The sequence below is a fragment of the Gracilibacillus oryzae genome (assembly GCF_009498735.1).
Classification (GTDB): Bacteria; Bacillota; Bacilli; order Bacillales; family Amphibacillaceae; genus Gracilibacillus; species Gracilibacillus oryzae.
In genome coordinates this window covers 126,805-148,317 of the sequence record NZ_ML762425.1, presented here as the reverse complement: position 1 = coordinate 148,317, position 21,513 = coordinate 126,805, and the positions used below count along the sequence as shown (strand labels likewise).

Sequence of the window (21,513 nt, the reverse complement as noted above, 5' to 3'; positions counted from 1 at the left end):
CTTTATGGGAAAAGCATCATTTCGCTACTTTTACCATTCTTGTAATAAAAAAGCCATCACTACTCAAATCCTGTGGAAAAATTTGCAGTCCAAATTCCGAAACTCCTTGCTTATTACGTAACATTTGTGGTATATGATCAAAAAATAATGGATCAATTTGGTAGTCTGGATGGTCCTCTAAAAATGCTGCGATTACTCTTTCGTTTTCATCTTTGTCAACTGTACATGTACTGTAGACTAGTTTTCCATCTTGTTTCAATAGTGGTGCAACTTCATCTAATATTTCTTTTTGTATCTTTGCAAGTTTCATAATATCCGATTCTTTTTTATTATACCTTATATCTGGTTTACTTTTTAACACACCCAATCCAGAACATGGTGCATCAATTAATATACGGTCAAATGTTTCTGTAACATGCTTTTCTTGTAATTCTCTGGCATCTGCCTGGTCTGCCTGAATCGATTGCAGCCCTAACTGCTCCGCCTTTTTTGTTACTAATTTCGCCTTTTTGGCATGTAGATCATACGCATAAATTGTACCATTATCTTCTATCTTTTCAGCAATGTGTGTTGTTTTCCCACCAGGTGCACTGCAAGCATCTAACACTGTCATTCCTTCCTCTAATTCCATCACCTCTGCAACAAGCATAGAACTTTCATCCTGGATGGAAAACAAGTGATCTTCAAATGCTTGATGTTTTAGGACATTGCCTGCTTCAATCAGAATTCCCTGATCCGAAACTTCTGACCGCCTTACTTGGAAACCATCTTCTTCCAGAATTTTTACCAGTTCTTCCCTGCTGGTACGCAATGGCTGCACACGTATAGCCATTTGCTTATTCGTCATATTTGCATGACACATCGCCTCTGTTACAGAATATCCATATTGCTTAATCCATCGCTCAACTAACCATAAAGGATGACTAGTTGCAACACTTAAACGAACTTTTTCATCTTCAATTTGATTAAGATCAGGCACACCTTGCCGCTGTACTGATCGTAATACACCATTGACAAAGTTGGCAATTCCTTTATGCCCTCTTTTTTTTGCAATTTCCACAGATTCATGGATAATGGCATGATCAGGCACCTTCTCTAAATAGTGCATTTGATAAATAGACATATAAAGTAACCATTTTACCCATTTATCTAATTTCTTTTTACTTTGTATAAATGAAGCTAAATAATATTCTAATGTTAATTTTCTTTGTAATGTTCCATAAACAATTTCCGTCAATAAGGCACCATCTCTTCTTTCAAGATCATGCTTTTTCATCATCTGGTCAATTGCTAAATGACTGAACCCTCCCTGTTCTCCTATTTGAACTAACAGGTCTAATGCGCTACTTCTGAGTAAGTTCTGTTCTTTCTTCATTCGCCTAGTTTCGCTCCTATTAACTCATTACGAACGGTTCCGCGGAGAAAATCACTTCCGGACATTTTTTTCTTCCCTGCTGGTTGCAGCTCCGTAATTTTGATTGATTTTTTATCCCCTGTGGCAACGATCAGTCCATTATCTGCGATGTCAATAATTACGCCAGGCGCCTGATCAGTCGTTTGATCATTTTTCTCCGCCTTCCATATTTTCATATTCTTCCCTTGCCATTTAGTGAAAGCAACAGGCCATGGGTGAAGACCACGAATATGATTATATACTTCCTGCTGTGCCTTTTGCCAATCAACTTCTTCTTCTTCTCTTTTTATATTCGGTGCATATGTTGCCAATTCGTCATCTTGCTTAATTGGTGATATTTTATCATTAAACAGTCGGGGCAATGTTTGTGACAACAGTTCTGCACCAACATCTGCCAACTTTTCATGCAAGCTGGCCACATCATCATTGTCTAATATATCAAGTTCAGCTTGGCTGATAATATCTCCGGCATCTAGTCTTTCCGCCATGTACATCACAGTAATACCTGTTTTCTCATGTCCTTGTAAAATAGAATAGTGAATTGGTGCACCGCCTCTTAATAAAGGTAATAAAGATGCATGAACATTGATACATCCATATTCCGGAATATCCAATAATCCTTTTGGCAAAATTTGGCCAAATGCAGCCGTAACAATTAAATCAGGTTGTAATTGTTCGATTTGCTCATAATTATCCTTGATTTTTTCTGGTTGAAAAACCGGTAGACCATGTTTTTCTGCTGTAACTTTTACAGGGGGAGGGGTCAGAACCTTTTTTCTCCCTTTCGGACGGTCTGGCTGAGTTACGACAAGCTGAATCTGATAGCCGTCTTCAATTAATTTCTCTAATACCGGTACAGCAAAATCGGGTGTACCCATGAAAATAATGTTCTTCATACTTTTTTTACCTCACTTACATTAATTGATATGGTTCGAAGTCTACTTGTATTGTTAGATCATTTTTTTGAATCTCATCATAGTAATATTGCAGAATCTTCCGGATGATGGACCTTTGATTTGGTTCATCTCTATATTTTACCATGCACTGATAACGATATCTATTGTTTATCCTTTCAATTGGGGACGGTGTGGGTCCGAGAATGGTTGCGGCATCGGACAAATGTTTATATAACAGTTTACTGATCATCCTTGTCACTTCCATCGCTTTAAGCTGATTAGGATGAGACACATTTATCAGAGTCAAGAAAAAATAGGGCGGGTAATGGAAGTTTTTGCGCATTTTCATTTCCTGAAGAAAAAATTGATCATAATCATATTGGCTGGCAAGCTCCACAGCGTAATGTTCTTTCGCATATGTTTGCAGAATTACTTGACCAGGTAACTTATGTCTTCCGGCACGACCACTCACTTGCGTTAATAATTGAAATGTTTTTTCAGATGAACGAAAATCAGGCAGGTTCAGCATGGCATCTACTGCAAGAACCCCAACTAATGTTACATTCTCAAAATCCAGACCCTTCGCAATCATTTGAGTACCTAACAGAATATCAGCCTGTTTTTCCTGAAACTTATTCAGCAGTTTTTCATGTGCCCCTTTTTTCCTTGTTGTATCCACATCCATCCTTACTATCCTGGCTTCTGGAACAGCCTCTAATAATGCTTCTTCAACTTTTTGAGTCCCTGTTCCAAAATACCTGATTTGATCACTTTCACAAGAAGGACAGTTTCTTACCATCGGTATCTGATAATCACAATAATGGCACTTTAATTGATGACTGCTTTTATGAAAAGTTAAGGCAATATCACATGCAGGACATTTCATCACATCACCACAGTCGCGACACATAACAAATGTAGAATAACCTCTTCGATTTAGAAAAAGTACAATCTGTTCTTTCTTAGCAATACGTTCCCGTATGGCTTCAAGTAATCTTTTTGAAAACATGGATCTGTTTCCCTGATGCAATTCTTCGCGCATATCCACAATTTCAACTGGCGGCATTTCCTGCTCATTCATCCGGTCAGGCATTTCTAATAATTGATAGACATTTTTCTTAGCTCTTGCAAAAGATTCTAACAGAGGTGTAGCACTACCGAGAACCACAGGACATTGATGAAATTGGCCACGATACTTTGCCACTTCTCTTGCGTGATAACGTGGCTGTTCTTCTTGTTTGTAACTTGTCTCATGTTCTTCATCAATAATAATAATACCCAAATTTTCGAATGGAGCAAAAATTGCAGAACGGGCGCCTACTACTACTTTAACTTCTTTTTTATGAATCTTCGTCCATTCATCAAATTTCTCTCCTGGTGACAATGCACTATGGAGGACAGCAACTTCACCACCAAACCGACCCTTAAATCGCCTTACCATTTGGGGTGTTAACGCAATTTCCGGCACTAGTACAATTGCCTCTTTTCCTTTAGCAAGAACTTTTTCGATCGATTGAAGATATACTTCTGTTTTCCCGCTCCCTGTTACACCATGCAGCAAGAAGACTTCATTTCTTGTTTGATCAATAGCTTCCCAAATTGGGGTAATTGCCTTCTGTTGCTGATTGCTCAATGGCAGCGGAGATGTTTTTTTAAATGTCGTATTTTCATAGGGGTTGCGGTATATCTTTTTTTCTGATTTCCTTAATAAATTTTTATCAATTAATGCTTGAATTGTTGAGGAGGTTGTCTGACACTTTTGGACCAATTTACTTTTTTCAACAGGTTCCGGGTTTTTTAAAAAGAATTCCAGAATAACCCGCTGCTTTTGCGCATTTTTCGGTAAATCTACCAATGCTTCTTCTAACAAGTATAACTCTTTGTCAGGCTCAATAAACAAAACTTTTTTAATCGTTTCTTTTGACTGGACAATATAATTTATCTGGACAGTTCCTTCATGAATAGCACTTAATAATTCACGATAGTTCCCTTTCCGCTCCATAAATTCATCAAAGGAAATGACCGCTCTGCCTGCAAAAAGCTTTTCAAGATGATCAGGCAAATCACCTTCTGTGAGTGATTCAATTTCCTTTTTATACTTTGCTTTTAATACTTGTGGCAACATTGCCTGATACGCTTGTATATAAAAACTGACCGTTTGATCTGCTAACCATCTGCCTAAATCTAGTAACTCTGTTGTTAATACAGGTGTCATGTCCATCACTTGATCAATTGTTCTCAGCTTCTTGAACTCCGATTTCCCGGTAACAGCAATAACAAATCCCATTACTTTTCTCGGTCCAAAAGGAACAGAGACTCGTACCCCTGGTGTTATCAATTCTTCGAGACCTTCTGGAATTAAATAATCAAAAGAATGATTTGTTTGGCTTGTAGGCACATCCACAATCACCTTAGCTATAGACATATTAATCCTTCCTTATTTCATTCTCAATAAATGTAATCAATTGTTTTGCGATTTCTTCTTTTTTTGATTTTGTTATCTTTTTCTCTGTTCCATCTCTTGTTAAAAAAATCACTTCATTAAAGTCCGATTGAAAGCCAATTTCTTTGTTGCTTATATCATTCATCACAATAGCGTCCAGATTCTTCTTTTCTAACTTTCCTTTTCCATATGTGAGTATATCCTCTGTTTCCGCAGCAAAGCCTACCAAATATTGCTTTTGCTTGCGATCACCTAAATATTTCAGGATATCTTTTGTCCGCTCTAATTCGATAAATAAATTGCCATCTTTTTTCTTCATTTTCTTATTTGTTTGCTTGACAGGTTTGTAATCAGCAACTGCTGCTGATTTGATCACAATGTCCATATCCTCATACAGAAGCGTCATTTGGTTAAACATTTCTTCTGCTGTTGTGATTTGATAAAGTTTCACATGGGCAGGTGCTGATAATTGTGTCGGTCCTGTCACTAAATGGACCTCTGCACCCTCCCGTGCTGCTGCTTTTGCTAATTCATAACCCATCTTTCCTGAAGAATAGTTTGTAAAAAAACGGACAGCATCCACTGTTTCTCGCGTAGGACCAGCTGATATCAGCACTTTTTTGCCATTCCATCTTTGTGTTTTTGTGTACTCCTGCTGCAGTATGCTGACAATTGTTTCAGGCTCTTCCAGCCTGCCCTTTCCAATATATCCGCATGCCAAGTAGCCATCACCTGGTTCGATAAAACGATAACCCCAACTGTCCAGTCGCTGCATATTATTTCTTACTGCCGGGTGTTTGTACATATGAACATTCATCGCTGGTGCAACATAGACAGGCTTAGTTGCTGCAAGTAATGTAGTTGTTAATAAATCATCAGCCAGTCCATTTGCAATCCTGCCAATTAAATGAGCAGTTGCTGGTGCAAGCAGAATGAAATCAGGCCAATCAGCTAAATCAATATGGGCAATTTTCCTGGGGTCTTTCTCTTCAAATGTGTCTGTATAAACTTCATTTCTGGATATAGCCTGAAAAGATAATGGTGTAACAAACTCTGTTGCACTTTGAGTCATGATCACTCTGACATCTGCACCAGCCTGAGTTAGTTTACTTGTTAAAGCAATAGCCTTATATGCCGCAATTCCACCCGAGACTCCTAATAATATTTTTTTGCCTTCCAACATTTTTTTAATCCCTCTCTATAATGGAATAGAAGAAACCCTCGCAAGCAGATGCAATGCGAGGGAATATTGATAAAGTGAGACTTATCAGGATGCTAAGCGTATGTTTATACCCCCACTTACTTTCTTCGTGTTACTTGAAGCTTGAAATGGGGGTATTACAGACGGTTGGCGCTGTGATAAACCAATAACCTGATAGTTAATCTTCCAAACCTTCTGAAGCAGGATCTACCGATAACTTTTCTGCTAAGATTTCTTCTAATGCAATACCAACAGGCGTAGCTGAATCATGTGATTCAAGTTGATGCACATTTGTATCCTGAATTTGACGTGCTCTTCTAGCAGCAAGTGTAACTAGTGTGTATTTGGAATTAATTTTTGATTGTAATTTGTCAATTGATGGTTCTAATATCATTTCTCTACCTCCAGTAATGCTTTATTATATTGTTTTGCTACTCTTTCTTTTTTACAATGTTCACTTTGGACGATTGCCTGTACTTTTTGGACAGCATTATCAATCGAATCATTTACCACAACATAATCATATGCTTCCATCATTTCTATTTCCTTGCGAGCTTCTTGTAAGCGGCTTGCGATCAAATCCTCCGTCTCTGTTCCTCTATCCTGAATCCGGTTTTTTAACTCTTCTAAACTCGGCGGGATCAAGAATACAAACACGCCTTGAGGGAAGTTCTTCTTCACTTGCATCGCACCCTGCACTTCGATTTCAAGAAATACATCGTGCCCAGCTTCAATCATTTCTTCTACATACTGGCGTGGAGTCCCGTAAAAATTCCCTACATACTCCGCATATTCCAACAAGCTGTTCGTGTCAATCATTTCTTTAAATTCTTCATGTGTACGATAGAAATAATCTACTCCATCTTTCTCCCCTTCACGGATATTACGTGTTGTCATTGAAATGGAATACTGTAAATTCGTATCTTGCTCAAATAAAGCCTTTCTTACCGTTCCCTTGCCTACACCCGACGGCCCTGACAAAACAAACAAAATTCCTTTTTCTTCGATCAAAGCATTTCCTCCTACTTATTCTTCACTAATCTCTTCATGACTTATTACACGCTGACCAACAGTTTCCGGCTGAACTGCCGACAGGACAACATGGTCACTATCGGTAATGATAACGGCGCGTGTTCTTCTTCCATATGTTGCATCAACTAATTTATTATTATCTCTCGCCACGGTAATAATTCTTTTGATTGGTGCAGATTCTGGTGACACAATCGAGATAATTCGATTGGCAGAAACTACATTCCCAAAACCAATATTGATTAACTTTAAACTCATTCAGAGTTCCCCCTTAGTGATTTAAAAGAACATTCTCTATGTAAGACATCTATTCTATGTTTTGCACTTGTTCTTTTAATTTTTCTACATAGCTCTTTAGTGGAATGACTTGTGTATTTATAGCTGCATCATTTGATTTTGAACCAATAGTATTGCTTTCCCGATGCATTTCCTGAACCACAAAGTCTAACTTTCTCCCAATTGCACCTGATTCCATCATAATGGACCGGAATTGAGAAATATGGCTATGTAATCTTGTTAATTCTTCTGTAATATCACCTTTTTCAGCTAAGATAGCAATATCCTGTTGTAATTTCGTCTGGTCAAAAATTGGATTATCCTCGAGATAATCCCTGATCCGTGCTGTTATTCTCTACTGATACTCTATTATAACAATATTTCGTCTTTCACCCAACCATTTTAATATATTTTCTATCTTTTGCAGATTATCTTCTAAATCTGTCTGGAGGTTAGCCCCTTCTTGTGCACGCATATTTATTACATGGTCCAATGCGTCCTCAATCAAGGTTATGATAACACCCTCGATTTCTGAAGGATCATTCACTTCTTGCACAATTTCCATAATAAGAGGATTTTGAGCAATCATCTCCATTGCTATATCTCCAGATAAATTATATTTCGTTTTTATCTCTTTAAGATTAGCAATATATTGCTCAACTACATTCCAATTAGTCTGCAGTTTCTTTTGCTCCACTTCTTTACTATTAATATAAATCGTAATCTCTGCTTTGCCGCGATAAAGATATTGTTTCACAGATTTCTTCACTGCATCTTCTTTATACAGCATATAGGAAGGAATTTGTGTGGTAATATCAAGAAAACGATGATTAACTGTACGAATTTGAACAGTAATTAACAGATCATCAGATTTATACTCGGCCTTACCAAAGCCGGTCATACTTCTCATAGGATCACATCCAATTACATTTCAAGTATTAACTTGTTATAGAGTCATTAAACACGTGGAGATAAGAACAACCGTATATATAATTATATGTCATTCCTATAGTATAGCAAATGACAGTATTTAATCACAAGCTATTTTCCATTAGAAAGCAAAAAGCCATCCGTCCTCCTTTGTAATTTCAGTAAGATTTCGCCTTAATTTATTCTGTTTAATAAATATATGTATTCCGTGTTATAATGGGGAAACGAGGTGATTAAGATGGTTTTTGATGGTATTGTAACAAGAGCGGTTGCTCATGAATTAAACACAAATCTTTCCTCTGGAAGGATAATAAAAATATATCAGCCAACTGATTCGGAACTTTTGTTTACAGTGAGACAATATGGTGAGAATAAACAGCTGTTAATTTCCGCTCACTCCAGTTATGCACGGATTCATCTTACCAATGACCGCTATGAGAATCCGACAGAACCAACCATGTTTTGTATGATGTTAAGAAAATATTTAAACGGAAGTTTTATTAAATCTGTTCAACAATTGGAAAATGAGCGTATTTTGCATATACATTTCCAAACAAAAAACGAAATCGGTGATGTAAGTTTAAAGACACTTATCATTGAACTAATGGGGAAACACAGCAATATTATCTTAGTTGATGATGAAAGACAAGTTATTCTGGACAGCATTAAACATGTGTCACATGCACAAAACAGACACCGCTCCATTTTACCTGGCAGCAGTTACATCTCCCCGCCTAATCAGGATAAAATCAATCCATTAACAATCGACGGAGACACTTTTATCAGAAAACTGGACTTTAATGCAGGGAAACTGGATCAGCAAATGGTGAGAACGTTTATGGGTGTTTCTCCGCTTCTAGCTAAAGAGATTATCCATTTAGCAGGTCTCAGCAATTCAACTGCATATAAAAATGCATTTGAAACAATACAGACAACGATTAATGCTAACAAATTTGAACCCCATATTATTCAAGGGAAAAAGAGCTTATTTTATGTTCTGCCTCTTAACACAATAGCTGGAGAAAGAGATGTATTTAATACGATAAGTGAAATGCTGGATACATTTTATTCTGGTAAGGCTGAGCGCGACAGAGTTAAACAAAGAGCAGGTGACCTGCTAAGATTTTTAACAAATGAAGTAAAGAAAAACCAGCGAAAGTTAACGAAACTTGACAAGACATTGGAAGAAGCAAAAGATGCAGATAAATTTCAACGGAATGGTGAGTTATTAACTGCACATATGCATCTGGTAAAACAAGGCGATAAGCAGGTAGAAGTGATCGATTATTATGATCCTGAACAAAGCACAAGGATAATTAAGCTAAATGAAAACAAATCTCCTAGTGACAATGCTCAAGCATTCTTTAAAAAATATCATAAATTAAAGAAATCCAAACAAATGGTAGAAGCAGAAAAAAAGAAGGCAAATGAAGAAATCAAGTATCTTGAAGAAATTATTGAGCAGATTGAGAGTGCCAGAGAACAAGATATTGAAGAGATACGAGAAGAATTACAAGAGCAAGGTTACTTAAAGAAAAAGGTTGGGAAAGGAAAACAAAAGAAAAAGGTTTCCAAACCAGAACCTGAAACATTTTATGCAACAGATGGAACGATCATCCTTGTTGGCAAAAACAATAAGCAAAACGAATTTTTAACAAATCGTTTGGCCAGAAAGGACGAAATATGGCTTCATACCAAAGATATTCCCGGATCTCATGTTGTTATACGGTCCACTGAGCCGAGTGAAGAAACGTTGTTAGAAGCAGCACAGCTTTCAGCTAATTTTAGTAAATTTAAGAACTCCTCATCTGTGCCTGTTGATTATACACTGATCCGACATGTCAGAAAGCCAAATGGTGCCAAACCAGGGTTTGTGACGTATGATAATCAAAAAACGTTATTTGTTACACCTGATGAGAATTATGTGACGAAATTAAAGAGAGAACCTGAATAGGTCCTCTCTTTTTAATTGTAAAAATGCTCTTTTGATGAAAGTGTCCGTTCCAGCCTTTATTACGATAAATGCCATGCGGGTATAAGGGAATGAAATTGAAAAAAATAACTGACAATAATATGGATAATCGTATATAAAAACAAAATAAACAAATATGTTCCTAACCACCTGATCAGGGTAGTTTTCAAAAATATGTAAGACAATATCATCCCGACTGGAAATGGCATTAATACAATTAACCAGATTTGCGCTCCTAAAAATTCAGTTAGTGCCCCTACGGAGACCACTGAGGTCCCAATGATAAGGGCTTGCAAGACAGTCATTTCTTTTTTCACTATTTTACTTCCAGTATAGTAAGACAGAGCTGTTAAGAGAATTGCAATAATATAACTGATCCAATAGTACATATAATCACCTTTAGTATTTATTGATTAGTAAATTATAGCATAAGAATTGTAAATAAAGACGAGGGAATTTGTTAATTTATTGTTAAGTATTAATGCTTGATTTCAAAACTTTTGGGTATATGTAATAGAAATGCTTTCCAACGGGGGATCAAGATGAAAAATAAGATTCGGTTAAAAACACGAGACAGCTTTTGGTTTCTTCCGGCAGTTTACATTACTTGCTCAATTTCCGCTGTTCTGATAATAGTTTTGATTGAACAAAGTATTGTAGATACTTTCCAGAATAATATCCCATCTATTTTATTAACTGAAAAGAAAATTGCGATAGAATTATACGCTTCGTTGGTTACAGCGATCCTCACAATGACAACACTCAGTTTCTCTGTCATTATGGTTGTATTGACTACTTTCAGCACACAGTTTTCACCGAGAACATTACAAGATTTTATGAGAAGCAGGACTACTCAGCATATTTTAGGTGTATATTGCTTTGGTTTTATTTTCGCCTTACTGAATTTAATCATTACCGGAAAAGAAAATTTATTACTTGGACCAAATCTGATGACTATCATTGCCATTATCGAATTGGCTTCCTTTGTTTATTTTATCCATCATTCAGCAAGGTGGATTCAGGTTAATAATCTAATCACCTGGATTGAAGAAGACGGAATTAAAATTATAAAAAAATACAAAAAGAGGGCACATTACCAAAGTTTAAGGACAATAAATAAAGATCAGCTGAATTTTGAGAGGAAAAGAGAAATTTATCCACTGAAATTGAAAAAATCCGGTTACGTTCAGGATATTAACTGGGATCTATTAGTGGAATGGGCAAAAACGAATAATGCTGTTATTGAGATGGATATACAAGTTGGTGACTATGTCCAAAAGAACATAAGCATTCTGGCTATCTACACAGATAATAAATTAGACAGTTATGATAATCTGACTGAATTTATTTTTATCGGAAATGAACGTACAGACCTCCAGGATGTAGAATTTACGATTCAGAAATTGGTCGAAATTGCCTTGCGTGCTATCTCACCAGCTATAAATGATCCTCATACAGCAATAAATTCGCTATATCGTATCGGAAGCCTGTTAACAGATGTAGCAAATATAAATCAGAACGGGACATATATCATTGACAATAGGAAACAGTTAAGAATTGTGAAAAGGATTAAGACTTTTTCGAACTATCTGTTTAAAAGCTTTTATCAGATCAGACATTATGGAAAAAATGATCTGTCAATTATATACAGCATGATAGAAGTTTTGGCAAATGTCGCAATGGCAAGTGATAAAGAAATCAGAAAAGAAATATGGCAATTTCATTTCTATATTTTAGAAATAGTAGTTTGGGATGAGCTTTCCGGTATAGAAAGAGATTACTTATCATCCATTTATGATAGACTTAAGTCAAGTTGTTCAATTAATGAGTCGTGAAAAAAATAAAGTCAGGTTTGCAACTTATTTCGTTTGTAAACCTGACTTTTCATCAAAAATTTCCTAACTCACGGTCGATTTATAGCGAAAAAATAAAAATTCTGCGGTTGCCCGGGAAATAGTAGTTATTTATTACCCAATTCATCGCGCCATTCTAACAGGCTCAACTTCTCTTCACTTGTTATTTCTTTCTTTTCTACCAAGGCTTCTGCCAAAATATCAAAATTAGTAATTGTAGAAAAAGGAATATTTGCATCGTTAAATTGCAGATCTGCTTTTTTCAGACCATAGCTGAAAATTGCCAGAACACTTAATACTTCAGCACCTGCTTCACGTAAAACTAAAGCACTGTCAAGGGAAGATCCGCCAGTAGAAATCAAGTCTTCAATGACAATTACTTTGTCTCCTTGTTCAATCTTTCCTTCAATTTGGTTCTGTTTCCCATGTCCTTTTGGTTTGGAGCGTACATACACCATTGGTAAACCTAAATATTCTGCAAGCCAAGCTGCATGAGGGATTCCTGCAGTAGCACAACCCGCAATCACGTCAGGTTTTTTTTCACTTGCTTTTATTATCTCAGCAAATTGTTGTACAATTTTCTTCCTCACATCCGGATAAGACATTGTCAGACGATTATCACAATAAATCGGTGACTGAATACCTGATGTCCACACAAATGAACGATCTGGACGAATTTGAATTGCATTATGCATTGTTCCACTCCTCTAGTACACGATAGTAATTATGTTTCGGATTGTCGGCTTTAGTAATACTGCGGCCGATAACTAAATAGTCAGCACCATTTTGTTTGGCAAATGCAGGAGTTGCAATTCGCTTTTGATCATCTGCTTTACTGTCAGCTAATCTTATTCCAGGTGTTACTGTTAGAAAGTCTTTTCCACAAACTTCTTTAATCATTGCTGCTTCATGTGCTGAACAGACAACACCATCCGCTCCACTATTTTTAGATAGTTTCGCTAAACGATTGGCAGCTTGATTTATTTTTTGTTTAACATATATTTCTTCTTCTAATACCTGTTGATCCATTGAAGTTAATATAGTTACAGCGATCAATTTAGGCAGATAATCCTTTGCGCCAGCTTCTAATCCTCTCTTCGCTGCACGAATCATTTCACTTCCTCCACTTGCATGAACATTAACAATATCTACACCTAAATCAGCAAGATTATACATTGCTTTTTCCACTGTTGTAGGAATATCATGTAATTTCAAATCAAGAAAAATCGGATGATGATGATCCTTCAGCCATGAAATCATCTCTTTACCTTCTCGATAAAATAACTCCATTCCTACCTTTACTGGGACACCGTAAAAATCATTTTGTTCAATAAAATGCTTAACATCTTCACTTGTACGAAAATCAAGTGCTAAAAAAAATGGTTTATCCATGAACATGCCCCTTTCCAATCGCTTCTTCGACAGATTCAAATCCATATTTCGACAATATTCCAGGCAATTCTGCAATTATTTCCGGACATGCATGAGGATTTTGAAAATTAGCTGTTCCTACAGCTACCGCATTTGCACCAGCAAGTAAAAATTCGAGTACATCCTCTGCCGTCATGATTCCTCCCATTCCTATGATAGGAATATCACTTAACGCTTGACGCACTTCATAAATCATTCGAATTGCGACTGGTTTTATCGCAGGGCCAGACAATCCCCCTGTTTTATTAGCAATAATTGGTGCACGCTTTTTTAGATTTATTTGCATACCTGTTAATGTATTAATCATTGATAAGCCGTCGGCACCGGCATCAACAACCGCTTTTGCCATTGTAGTGATATTGGTGACATTTGGAGATAATTTTACATAGACAGGATAATTACTTGCCTGCTTTACTTTATAGGTTACTTCTTTTGCTAATTCGGGATCTGTTCCAAACTGGACGCCACCCTCTTTTACATTAGGACAAGATATGTTCAATTCAATTGCCGAAAGATCATTTGATTTGTTGAGCGTTTCGGCAACTTTTACATATTCCTCTACCGTACTTCCGGCTATGTTTGCGATCACTGGTGTATCAAATCGGGACAGGAATGGTAATTCATCTGCAATGATGTTATCAACACCAGGATTCTGCAGACCAATAGCATTTAGCATCCCGCTTGATGTTTCTGCAACCCTTGGTGTGGGATTTCCATACCTAGCCTCACCTGTTGCAGCTTTAACAATAATCGCCCCCAGCTCATTTAAATCGAAAAACTGGCTGTATTCTTTGCCAAAACCAAAGCATCCTGATGCTGGCATAACTGGATTTTTTAATGCTAATCCAGGTAAAGTCACTGCTAAACTCATGCTAGATTCACCTCGTTCGCTGGGAAAACTGGTCCATCCTTACAAATTTTCTTATTTTTTGAAGGGTCTGCTTTTAATGGAACAACACACGCATAACAAGTACCTACACCGCAGCCCATCCGCTCTTCTAATGAAATATAACCTTTCTGATCTGCTAATTGGCTTGTCACCGCTTGAAGCATTGGGGTTGGCCCACAAGAAAAGTAATAATCAATTGGTTTATCTAACTTGCTAATAATATCTGTAACAAAACCTTTTTGGCCGTATGTCCCGTCATTAGTAGCAATAAATGTCTCACCTAACTGCTGGAATTTTTCCTCATAAAAGACATGGGAAGCTGATTGAAATCCTAGTACACTGGTCACTTTTACCCCTTTTTCCTTTAACTTGGTCCCAAGGTAGTAAAGGGGAGGAACTCCAATTCCTCCACCAACTAACAGAGCGTGTTCAAGTGATAAATCTTCAATTGGATAATGAGTTCCACAAGGTAAGATCACATCAAGAAACTCTCCAGCTTGATATTTACTAAGATTGCGAGTCCCTTCACCAAAAATCTTGAAGATCATTGTAAATGTTTCTGCTTCCGGATTAACATTTGCAATAGAGACCGGACGTCGCAGCATATGTCCAGGTAACTGGATATGGACAAATTGTCCAGGTTTCAATTCCTTGCTTAATGAAGATTGTAATACAACTTCAAAAGTATCCTCCGCAATCTGGATATGGCTATTGATTTCTAATGATTGTTTGGTAATCATAGCACAACTGCCTTCCCTGATACTGCTGGTCTTGCTGTAAATGTAGTCGAATCAATTACATTGACAATGGCTTCTGCCGTGTCAAGGCTTGTTAAACAAGCAATTCCGTGTTCTACTGCTTCACGGCGAATTCTAAATCCGTCAGAACGTGGTTTTTTACCAGAAGTAAGCGAGTTGACAACAACCTGCACTTCCCCTTTTTCGATGATTGAAAGAACATTCTTACCTTCTGCATCAATTTTGCCCACAGTTGTAACAGGTAACTCTAAACCTTGTAAATATTCTGCTGTTCCTTCTGTAGCATATAAGTGGAAGCCCAGTTCAAAGAATCGTTTGGCAATTTCTCCTGCTTCCTGTTTATCTTTATCGGCAACTGTAATTAGAACAGCACCTTCCATTGGAATTTTGAGACCAGAAGCTGTAAGACCTTTATACAATGCTTTCTCTAATGTACGGTCGCGACCAATTGCTTCTCCTGTTGATTTCATTTCAGGTCCAAGCATCGTATCAACACTGCGTAACTTTTCAAAAGAGAACACCGGTACTTTTACAGAGACTGTTTTCGGTTCAGGTAATAATCCCCTTTGATAACCCATCTCCTGTAAGGATTGGCCAATAATACAGCGTGTAGCTAAATTTGCCATCGTTACACCTGTAATTTTACTCAGGAATGGGATTGTACGGCTCGCTCTTGGATTCACTTCCAAAACATACACTTCATTGTTGTGGACAACAAATTGGATATTGATTAATCCTTTCACACCTAATTTCTCAGCAATTTTTATCGTAATATCCACACACTTTTGTTTGATTTCTGCTGAAAGGCGCTGTGTCGGATAGACAGCAATGGAATCACCTGAGTGAACACCAGCACGTTCAATATGCTCCATTACACCAGGAATGATCGTTGTCTCACCATCACTGATTGCATCAACTTCCACTTCAATCCCTGTTAAATATTTATCAATTAATACAGGGTGTTTATGTTGAATATGATTCGTCTTAGCTAAATAATTTTCTAATTCCTCTTCACTATAGACAATTTCCATCTGGCTTCCGCCGATAACATAGGACGGGCGGACAAGTACAGGGTAACCAATCGATTCAGCAGCTTCTTTCGCCTGGTCCAGTTTGCGGACACTTTTTCCTTTTGGCTGCGGAATATTCAATTCTTGTAATAATTGTTCAAATTTATCTCGGTTTTCTGCAGTATCAATTGCTTCTAATGATGTACCAAGAATTTGGACGCCTCTTCTTTCTAAACCTTCTGCCAGATTAATTGCTGTCTGTCCGCCAAACTGTACAATTACCCCTTCAGGCTTCTCTAATTCCACGACATGCATAACATCTTCTAACGTTAATGGCTCAAAGTACAATTTATCTGAGACACTAAAATCTGTTGAGACTGTTTCCGGGTTACTGTTCATTATAATAGCTTCATAGCCTGCTTCCTTTAATGCCAGAACTGAGTGAACTGTTGCATAATCAAATTCAATCCCCTGCCCGATCCGTATCGGTCCTGATCCAATAACGATAACTTTCTTACGGTCAGTAACGACTGACTCATTTTCTTCTTCATAAGCACTATAGAAATATGGTGTTTCTGATTCAAATTCAGCTGCACAGGTATCTACCATTTTGTATACAGGTAATAATCCATTGTCTTTTCTTGTCTGATAAACTGTATCAACTTCTGAACCCCAAGCTCTGGCGATTTGGGTATCTGATAATCCTAACCATTTTGCCTCTTTTAGGATCTCTAGATCTCCGCGATTTTCAGCCAGTTTTGTTTCAAAATCGATTATTTTCTTTAATTTGTTCAAGAAAAAGCGATCAATCTTGGTTAGTTCATGAATTTGTTCTACTGTCATACCTTTACGCATTACTTCTGCCAACACATAAATTCTCTCATCATCAGGTTTTACTAGTCTTTCGGTTAATTCTTCGATCGTATTTTCTGTTAATTTCGGTAAATAGAAATCCTCACCACTTATATCTAGTGAACGAATTCCTTTTAACATGGATTCTTCAAAGTTCCGTCCAATCGCCATTACTTCCCCTGTTGCTTTCATTTGGGTACCTAATTGGCGATTTCCAAGTACAAATTTATCAAATGGGAACCTTGGAAACTTTGTTACCACATAATCCAGGGCTGGTTCATACATAGCATAAGTTGTACCTGTTATTGGGTTCATAATCTCATCAAGTGTCATACCGATCGCAATTTTGGCAGCAATTTTCGCAATTGGGTAGCCAGTTGCTTTCGAAGCTAATGCTGATGAACGGCTAACACGCGGATTTACTTCAATAATGTAATACTGGAAACTATCTGCATCTAAGGCAAGCTGCACATTGCAACCACCTTCAATTTTCAGTGCACGGATAATTTTTAATGAAGCAGAACGCAGCATCTGGTATTCCCTGTCACTTAAAGTTTGTGATGGAGCAACAACAATCGAATCGCCTGTATGAATACCGACAGGGTCAATGTTCTCCATATTACAGACAACAATTGCCTGATCATTTTTATCACGCATAACCTCATATTCAATTTCTTTGAAGCCTGCGATATTTCGTTCAATTAAGCATTAAGTCCTGCTCATTGTAACACATACCCCCGCCAGTACCACCTAGCGTATAAGCAGGTCGTACAATCAGTGGATATCCAATATCATCAGCAAATTCCAGCGCTTGATCTACTGTGTTGACGATTTGGCTTTCTGGCACAGGTTCATTGATTTCGTTCATTAAGGTACGGAATTTTTCTCTGTCTTCTGCTTGCTGAATCGCATCTAATTTTGTACCAAGTAGTTCTGTTTTTGTTTCTTCTAAAATGCCGGACTCATCAAGTGCTACTGCTAAGTTAAGCCCAGTTTGACCGCCCAGTGTTGGAAGTATAGCATCAGGGCGTTCTTTACGAATAATTTTTGATAAAAATTCTACTGTAAGTGGCTCCATGTATACTGTATCTGCAATGGTATGGTCTGTCATAATTGTCGCTGGATTGGAGTTAGCCAAAATAACAGTATAACCTTCCTCTTTTAACGATTGACACGCTTGTGTACCTGAGTAGTCAAATTCAGCTGCTTGCCCAATTACAATTGGTCCTGAACCAATTACTAGTATTTTTTGAATATCCGTTCTTTTTGGCATTATGCTTCCTCATTTAATGCTGCTTTATATGTTGCAATAATATCAATAAATTTATCGAACAAATAATTCGTGTCATCAGGTCCAGGAGATGCTTCTGGATGATATTGAACCGAAAATGCCGGATAGTTCGTATGTTTGACACCTTCCACCGTTTTATCATTTAATGCAATTTGCGTTAATTCTAATTCTGTTGACTGGATTGACTCTTCCGTTACCGCATATCCGTGATTTTGTGATGTTAAATATGCTCTTTCTGTTTCAAAATCATAGACAGGGTGGTTTGAACCCCGATGGCCGAACTTTAATTTTTCCGTATCAGCTCCACAAGCCAGTGCTAATAACTGATGTCCCAAACAAATTCCGAAAGTTGGAACTGTTGGAATTACTTCTTTAATCATTTCAATTGATTCTGGAACACTTTTCGGATTACCTGGACCATTTGTTAACATGATTCCGTCAGGCTTAAGACGCAAAATGTTCTCAGCGCCATAGTTATAAGGAACAACTGTTACATGACAATCACGTTTTGTTAGTTCCCTCAGAATGCCGTGCTTCATACCGAAGTCTACTAAAACTATGCGATACCCTCGGCCTGGAGCAACATATGGCTTTATTGTAGATACTCTTGCCACCTGATCTGTCAATGGTTCTCTCGCTTCCAGTTTAGCCAGACCCTCTTCCAGTGACAGCTCTTCATCCGCTTTTGTTAATATGCCACGCATTGTCCCATGTTTACGAAGTATTTTCGTTAATTTACGTGTATCAATTCCTGAAATGCCGGGAATATTGTTTGCTTTTAAGAAGGAATCTAAGCTTTCGTCACTTCTAAAATTGGAAGGAGTTTCGCAATATTCTTTTACGACAAATCCAAAGATTGCTGGATTAATTGTTTCAAAGTCATCCTTATTAATCCCATAGTTTCCAATCAGCGGATACGTCATTGTCACGATCTGCCCACAGTAAGAAGGATCAGATAATGTTTCCTGATATCCTGTCATTCCTGTATTAAATACTACCTCTCCAATGTTTTCTTCAGTGGAACCGAATGCCTGTCCCTTAAAAATAGTGCCGTCCTCTAAAATTAGTAGTCTCTTCATTGTGCTGCCTCCTCAAATACTACTTCCCCTTGATAGATTGTTACGACTGGTCTGCCTGTAACATCCCAGCCATCAAATGGTGTATTTTTTCCTTTTGACAGGAAAGTACTTTTATCAATCTTTTCATTTGCTTTCAGATCAATTAAGGTAATATCTGCACTTTTGCCAATCGCTAATCTGCCATATGGTAATCCGAAAACATCTGACGGTTTTACTGTCATCCAGTCAATTAGCTGTTTTAATGTAAAAATGCCTTTTTCAACAAAGTGTGTGTGCAACAATGAGAATGCTGTTTCAAATCCAACAATACCGAATGGCGCTTCTTCCATACCATTTTTCTTTTCTTCCTCTGTATGTGGAGCATGATCTGTTGCAATAAAATCAATTGTTCCGTCAAGCAATCCTTCAATCAATGCTTGCTGATCATCTACTCCTCTCAACGGCGGATTCATTTTAAGATTTGCATCATTTTCTGTAATTGCCGTATCATTCAACAGTAAATGATGTGGGGTTACTTCTGCTGTCACATGGATTCCAGCCTTCTTTGCATCACGTATTACCCTGACAGATTCTTTTGTACTAACATGGCAGACATGATAATGACATCCTGCTGCTTCTGCCAGTAATACGTCTCTGGCAATCTGGACAGACTCACAAACAGACGGGATACCTGGTAATCCTAATTGTTTGTTTACTTGTCCATCATGCATGACTCCTCCATGAATCAGTGTATTATCTTCACAATGTGCAACAATTGGCATGTTAACAGCTGCCGCCTGCATCATAGCTTGTAACATCATATCCGCTGATTGGACACCTACACCATCATCTGTAAATGCAAATGCCCCTTCTTCTTTTAATGCCTTCATATCTGTTAATTGCTCTCCAATCAGTCGCTGTGTTATGGAGGCATATGGCAATACTCGAACTTTTGCTGTTTCCTTTATTCTTTGATTTATCTCTTTCAAAATATCAACAGAGTCTGGTGTTGGCTGGGTATTCGGCATCGCACAAACTGTTGTATAACCACCTCTCGCTGCCGCATCAGTACCTGTCGCAATCGTTTCTTTCGCCTCCCCGCCAGGTTCTCGTAAGTGAACGTGAACATCAACAAACCCTGGAGAGACGAGACGATTTTTTCCATCTATAATTTCTGCACCATCTCGATCAAACGATGTACCGATTGCTTCAATCAACCCATTGTTTATTACTATCTCACATGCTTGAAGCTCTCCATTATCCGATAAATGCATGACGTTGGTTAAAATCTTCTTCATTATAATTTCCCCCTTGGTTTAGTAATGTTTGTATTACTGCCATTCTTGCTGCAACCCCGTTTTTCATTTGTTTAAATATTCTGGAACGTTCGCATTCCACAAGGCTGCTGTCAATTTCTACACCGCGATTTACTGGTGCAGGATGCAGGATTACTGCATGCTTCTTCATTTTTCTCTCGCGTTCTATTGTTAAACCATATGTTTGAAGATAGCTGTTTTGGTCAAATGCTAAATGATCTTGATGTCTTTCATGCTGAATTCTCAATAGCATCAGAACATCTGCCATTTCTACTGCTTCATCCATCGATATATATGGAAAACGAAGGGATGAATCTTGCCAGGTTTCCATTCCAGTGAGATATATTTCACAGCCCAGTGTAGAAAGGGCAATTGCATTAGATCTAGCCACTCGACTATGTTTGATATCACCGGCAATTACAACCTTAAGACCTTTAAACTGTTCAAATTCCTGATAAATAGTTACGAGGTCGAGCAATGATTGAGTAGGATGTTCGCCTGTGCCATCACCTGCATTAATCACTGGAGTTTGAATAGCATCTGCTAATTTACGTGCAATGTTTTCCTCTTGGTGTCTCAGTACAATTAAATCCGCTCCAATTGATTCAAATGTTCTTGCTGTATCATAAATACTTTCCCCTTTGGTTACACTGGAGACTTCAGCCATAAAGTCAAGCACTTCGATTCCTAATCGCCTTTGTGCCACAACAAAACTCATCTTCGTTCTTGTACTTGGTTCAAAGAATAAATTAGCTGCAAAGTATTGCCTGTTTAGTGGCCTCGCACCACCACGACTGATTTGATCCGCTTTTTTTATCAATTTATACATTTCCTGTTCAGATAAATCTTGCATTGACACAAAATGTTTCATTTGTTTAGCCTCCTTAAAAGGGT

19 protein-coding genes and 1 pseudogene are annotated in these 21,513 nt (G+C 37.6%); 2 read left to right on the top strand and 18 right to left on the bottom strand.

The genetic code is table 11. The features are described 5' to 3' along the window. Positions 1-16: 16 nt before the first annotated feature. From rsmB to F9U64_RS03415, 9 genes are all read right to left on the bottom strand, one after another. Positions 17-1,375, bottom strand: a complete 1,359-nt coding sequence (gene rsmB, locus F9U64_RS03455; RefSeq protein WP_153401622.1) for a 16S rRNA (cytosine(967)-C(5))-methyltransferase RsmB — start codon at positions 1,373-1,375, stop codon at positions 17-19. Further along, a complete protein-coding gene (fmt, locus tag F9U64_RS03450; RefSeq protein WP_153401621.1) occupies positions 1,372-2,310 on the bottom strand; it encodes a methionyl-tRNA formyltransferase in 939 nt (312 codons plus the stop codon). Before fmt ends, rsmB begins: the two co-directional genes overlap by 4 nt. Positions 2,311-2,326: 16 nt before the next feature. Then, on the bottom strand, positions 2,327-4,735 hold the full coding sequence (priA, locus tag F9U64_RS03445) for a primosomal protein N' (protein ID WP_153401620.1): 2,409 nt from the start codon (positions 4,733-4,735) through the stop codon (positions 2,327-2,329). 1 nt (position 4,736) lies between these two features. Continuing rightward, positions 4,737-5,936: a bifunctional phosphopantothenoylcysteine decarboxylase/phosphopantothenate--cysteine ligase CoaBC gene (coaBC, locus tag F9U64_RS03440; RefSeq protein WP_153401619.1), complete on the bottom strand. Its 1,200-nt coding sequence runs from the start codon at positions 5,934-5,936 to the stop codon at positions 4,737-4,739. 196 nt (positions 5,937-6,132) lie between these two features. Beyond that, positions 6,133-6,348 carry a DNA-directed RNA polymerase subunit omega gene (rpoZ, locus tag F9U64_RS03435; RefSeq protein WP_153401618.1) on the bottom strand — a complete coding sequence of 72 codons (216 nt, stop codon included), beginning with the start codon at positions 6,346-6,348 and terminating at the stop codon, positions 6,133-6,135. Next, positions 6,345-6,965, bottom strand: a complete 621-nt coding sequence (gene gmk, locus F9U64_RS03430) for a guanylate kinase (RefSeq protein ID WP_153401617.1) — start codon at positions 6,963-6,965, stop codon at positions 6,345-6,347. Before gmk ends, rpoZ begins: the two co-directional genes overlap by 4 nt. A gap of 15 nt (positions 6,966-6,980) precedes the next feature. Beyond that, positions 6,981-7,241, bottom strand: a complete 261-nt coding sequence (gene remA, locus F9U64_RS03425; protein ID WP_153401616.1) for an extracellular matrix/biofilm regulator RemA — start codon at positions 7,239-7,241, stop codon at positions 6,981-6,983. Positions 7,242-7,290: 49 nt separating this feature from the next. Next, positions 7,291-7,611 (bottom strand): DUF1732 domain-containing protein, encoded by a 321-nt coding sequence (locus F9U64_RS03420; protein WP_153401961.1) that lies wholly within the window; start codon positions 7,609-7,611, stop codon positions 7,291-7,293. Between the two features lie 3 nt (positions 7,612-7,614). Then, positions 7,615-8,169, bottom strand: a complete 555-nt coding sequence (locus F9U64_RS03415) for a YicC/YloC family endoribonuclease (protein WP_153401615.1) — start codon at positions 8,167-8,169, stop codon at positions 7,615-7,617. A 258-nt stretch (positions 8,170-8,427) separates the two neighbouring features. Here F9U64_RS03415 and F9U64_RS03410 point away from each other — a divergent pair, with 258 nt between their 5' ends. Beyond that, a complete protein-coding gene (locus tag F9U64_RS03410) occupies positions 8,428-10,143 on the top strand; it encodes an Rqc2 family fibronectin-binding protein (protein ID WP_153401960.1) in 1,716 nt (571 codons plus the stop codon). Positions 10,144-10,202: 59 nt separating this feature from the next. Here the strand turns inward: F9U64_RS03410 and F9U64_RS03405 are convergent, their stop codons facing one another. Beyond that, entirely contained in the window at positions 10,203-10,550 is a 348-nt protein-coding gene (locus F9U64_RS03405; RefSeq protein WP_153401614.1) for a hypothetical protein, read from the bottom strand. Positions 10,551-10,703: 153 nt separating this feature from the next. Here F9U64_RS03405 and F9U64_RS03400 point away from each other — a divergent pair, with 153 nt between their 5' ends. Then, a complete protein-coding gene (locus F9U64_RS03400) occupies positions 10,704-11,996 on the top strand; it encodes a DUF2254 domain-containing protein (protein WP_153401613.1) in 1,293 nt (430 codons plus the stop codon). Between the two features lie 125 nt (positions 11,997-12,121). Here the strand turns inward: F9U64_RS03400 and pyrE are convergent, their stop codons facing one another. The 8 genes and pseudogenes from pyrE to F9U64_RS03360 form a co-directional block, all read right to left on the bottom strand. After that, entirely contained in the window at positions 12,122-12,709 is a 588-nt protein-coding gene (gene pyrE / locus F9U64_RS03395; protein WP_153401612.1) for an orotate phosphoribosyltransferase, read from the bottom strand. Further along, positions 12,702-13,406, bottom strand: coding sequence for an orotidine-5'-phosphate decarboxylase (pyrF, locus tag F9U64_RS03390; RefSeq protein ID WP_153401611.1), 705 nt, complete (start codon positions 13,404-13,406; stop codon positions 12,702-12,704). The genes pyrE and pyrF overlap by 8 nt, the downstream gene beginning before the upstream one ends. Beyond that, positions 13,399-14,316: a dihydroorotate dehydrogenase gene (locus F9U64_RS03385; RefSeq protein ID WP_153401610.1), complete on the bottom strand. Its 918-nt coding sequence runs from the start codon at positions 14,314-14,316 to the stop codon at positions 13,399-13,401. Before F9U64_RS03385 ends, pyrF begins: the two co-directional genes overlap by 8 nt. Beyond that, positions 14,313-15,074, bottom strand: a complete 762-nt coding sequence (locus F9U64_RS03380) for a dihydroorotate dehydrogenase electron transfer subunit (RefSeq protein WP_153401609.1) — start codon at positions 15,072-15,074, stop codon at positions 14,313-14,315. The genes F9U64_RS03385 and F9U64_RS03380 overlap by 4 nt, the downstream gene beginning before the upstream one ends. Further along, positions 15,071-18,227, bottom strand: a pseudogene (gene carB / locus F9U64_RS03375) (carbamoyl-phosphate synthase large subunit). Before carB ends, F9U64_RS03380 begins: the two are co-directional and overlap by 4 nt. Beyond that, on the bottom strand, positions 18,227-19,324 hold the full coding sequence (locus F9U64_RS03370) for a carbamoyl phosphate synthase small subunit (protein WP_153401608.1): 1,098 nt from the start codon (positions 19,322-19,324) through the stop codon (positions 18,227-18,229). The pseudogene carB and the gene F9U64_RS03370 overlap by 1 nt, the downstream one beginning before the upstream one ends. Continuing rightward, positions 19,321-20,601: a dihydroorotase gene (locus F9U64_RS03365; RefSeq protein WP_153401607.1), complete on the bottom strand. Its 1,281-nt coding sequence runs from the start codon at positions 20,599-20,601 to the stop codon at positions 19,321-19,323. Before F9U64_RS03365 ends, F9U64_RS03370 begins: the two co-directional genes overlap by 4 nt. Beyond that, the gene (locus F9U64_RS03360) at positions 20,561-21,490 is read right to left on the bottom strand and encodes an aspartate carbamoyltransferase catalytic subunit (RefSeq protein WP_153401606.1); all 930 of its coding nucleotides are present in this window, start codon (positions 21,488-21,490) and stop codon (positions 20,561-20,563) included. The genes F9U64_RS03365 and F9U64_RS03360 overlap by 41 nt, the downstream gene beginning before the upstream one ends. Positions 21,491-21,513: the final 23 nt, after the last annotated feature.

What these genes read in the sequence shown, in the direction of transcription:
- F9U64_RS03370 (WP_153401608.1), bottom strand. Translation starts at nt 19,324, where the DNA reads ATGAAGAGACTACTAATTTTAGAGGACGGCACTATTTTTAAGGGACAG.
- F9U64_RS03360 (WP_153401606.1), bottom strand. Translation starts at nt 21,490, where the DNA reads ATGAAACATTTTGTGTCAATGCAAGATTTATCTGAACAGGAAATGTAT.
- fmt (WP_153401621.1), bottom strand. Translation starts at nt 2,310, where the DNA reads ATGAAGAACATTATTTTCATGGGTACACCCGATTTTGCTGTACCGGTA.
- F9U64_RS03410 (WP_153401960.1), top strand. Translation starts at nt 8,428, where the DNA reads ATGGTTTTTGATGGTATTGTAACAAGAGCGGTTGCTCATGAATTAAAC.
- coaBC (WP_153401619.1), bottom strand. Translation starts at nt 5,936, where the DNA reads ATGTTGGAAGGCAAAAAAATATTATTAGGAGTCTCGGGTGGAATTGCG.
- remA (WP_153401616.1), bottom strand. Translation starts at nt 7,241, where the DNA reads ATGAGTTTAAAGTTAATCAATATTGGTTTTGGGAATGTAGTTTCTGCC.
- pyrF (WP_153401611.1), bottom strand. Translation starts at nt 13,406, where the DNA reads ATGGATAAACCATTTTTTTTAGCACTTGATTTTCGTACAAGTGAAGAT.
- rpoZ (WP_153401618.1), bottom strand. Translation starts at nt 6,348, where the DNA reads ATGATATTAGAACCATCAATTGACAAATTACAATCAAAAATTAATTCC.
- F9U64_RS03405 (WP_153401614.1), bottom strand. Translation starts at nt 10,550, where the DNA reads ATGTACTATTGGATCAGTTATATTATTGCAATTCTCTTAACAGCTCTG.
- rsmB (WP_153401622.1), bottom strand. Translation starts at nt 1,375, where the DNA reads ATGAAGAAAGAACAGAACTTACTCAGAAGTAGCGCATTAGACCTGTTA.
- priA (WP_153401620.1), bottom strand. Translation starts at nt 4,735, where the DNA reads ATGTCTATAGCTAAGGTGATTGTGGATGTGCCTACAAGCCAAACAAAT.
- F9U64_RS03415 (WP_153401615.1), bottom strand. Translation starts at nt 8,169, where the DNA reads ATGAGAAGTATGACCGGCTTTGGTAAGGCCGAGTATAAATCTGATGAT.
- F9U64_RS03365 (WP_153401607.1), bottom strand. Translation starts at nt 20,601, where the DNA reads ATGAAGAAGATTTTAACCAACGTCATGCATTTATCGGATAATGGAGAG.
- F9U64_RS03380 (WP_153401609.1), bottom strand. Translation starts at nt 15,074, where the DNA reads ATGATTACCAAACAATCATTAGAAATCAATAGCCATATCCAGATTGCG.
- F9U64_RS03385 (WP_153401610.1), bottom strand. Translation starts at nt 14,316, where the DNA reads ATGAGTTTAGCAGTGACTTTACCTGGATTAGCATTAAAAAATCCAGTT.
- pyrE (WP_153401612.1), bottom strand. Translation starts at nt 12,709, where the DNA reads ATGCATAATGCAATTCAAATTCGTCCAGATCGTTCATTTGTGTGGACA.
- F9U64_RS03400 (WP_153401613.1), top strand. Translation starts at nt 10,704, where the DNA reads ATGAAAAATAAGATTCGGTTAAAAACACGAGACAGCTTTTGGTTTCTT.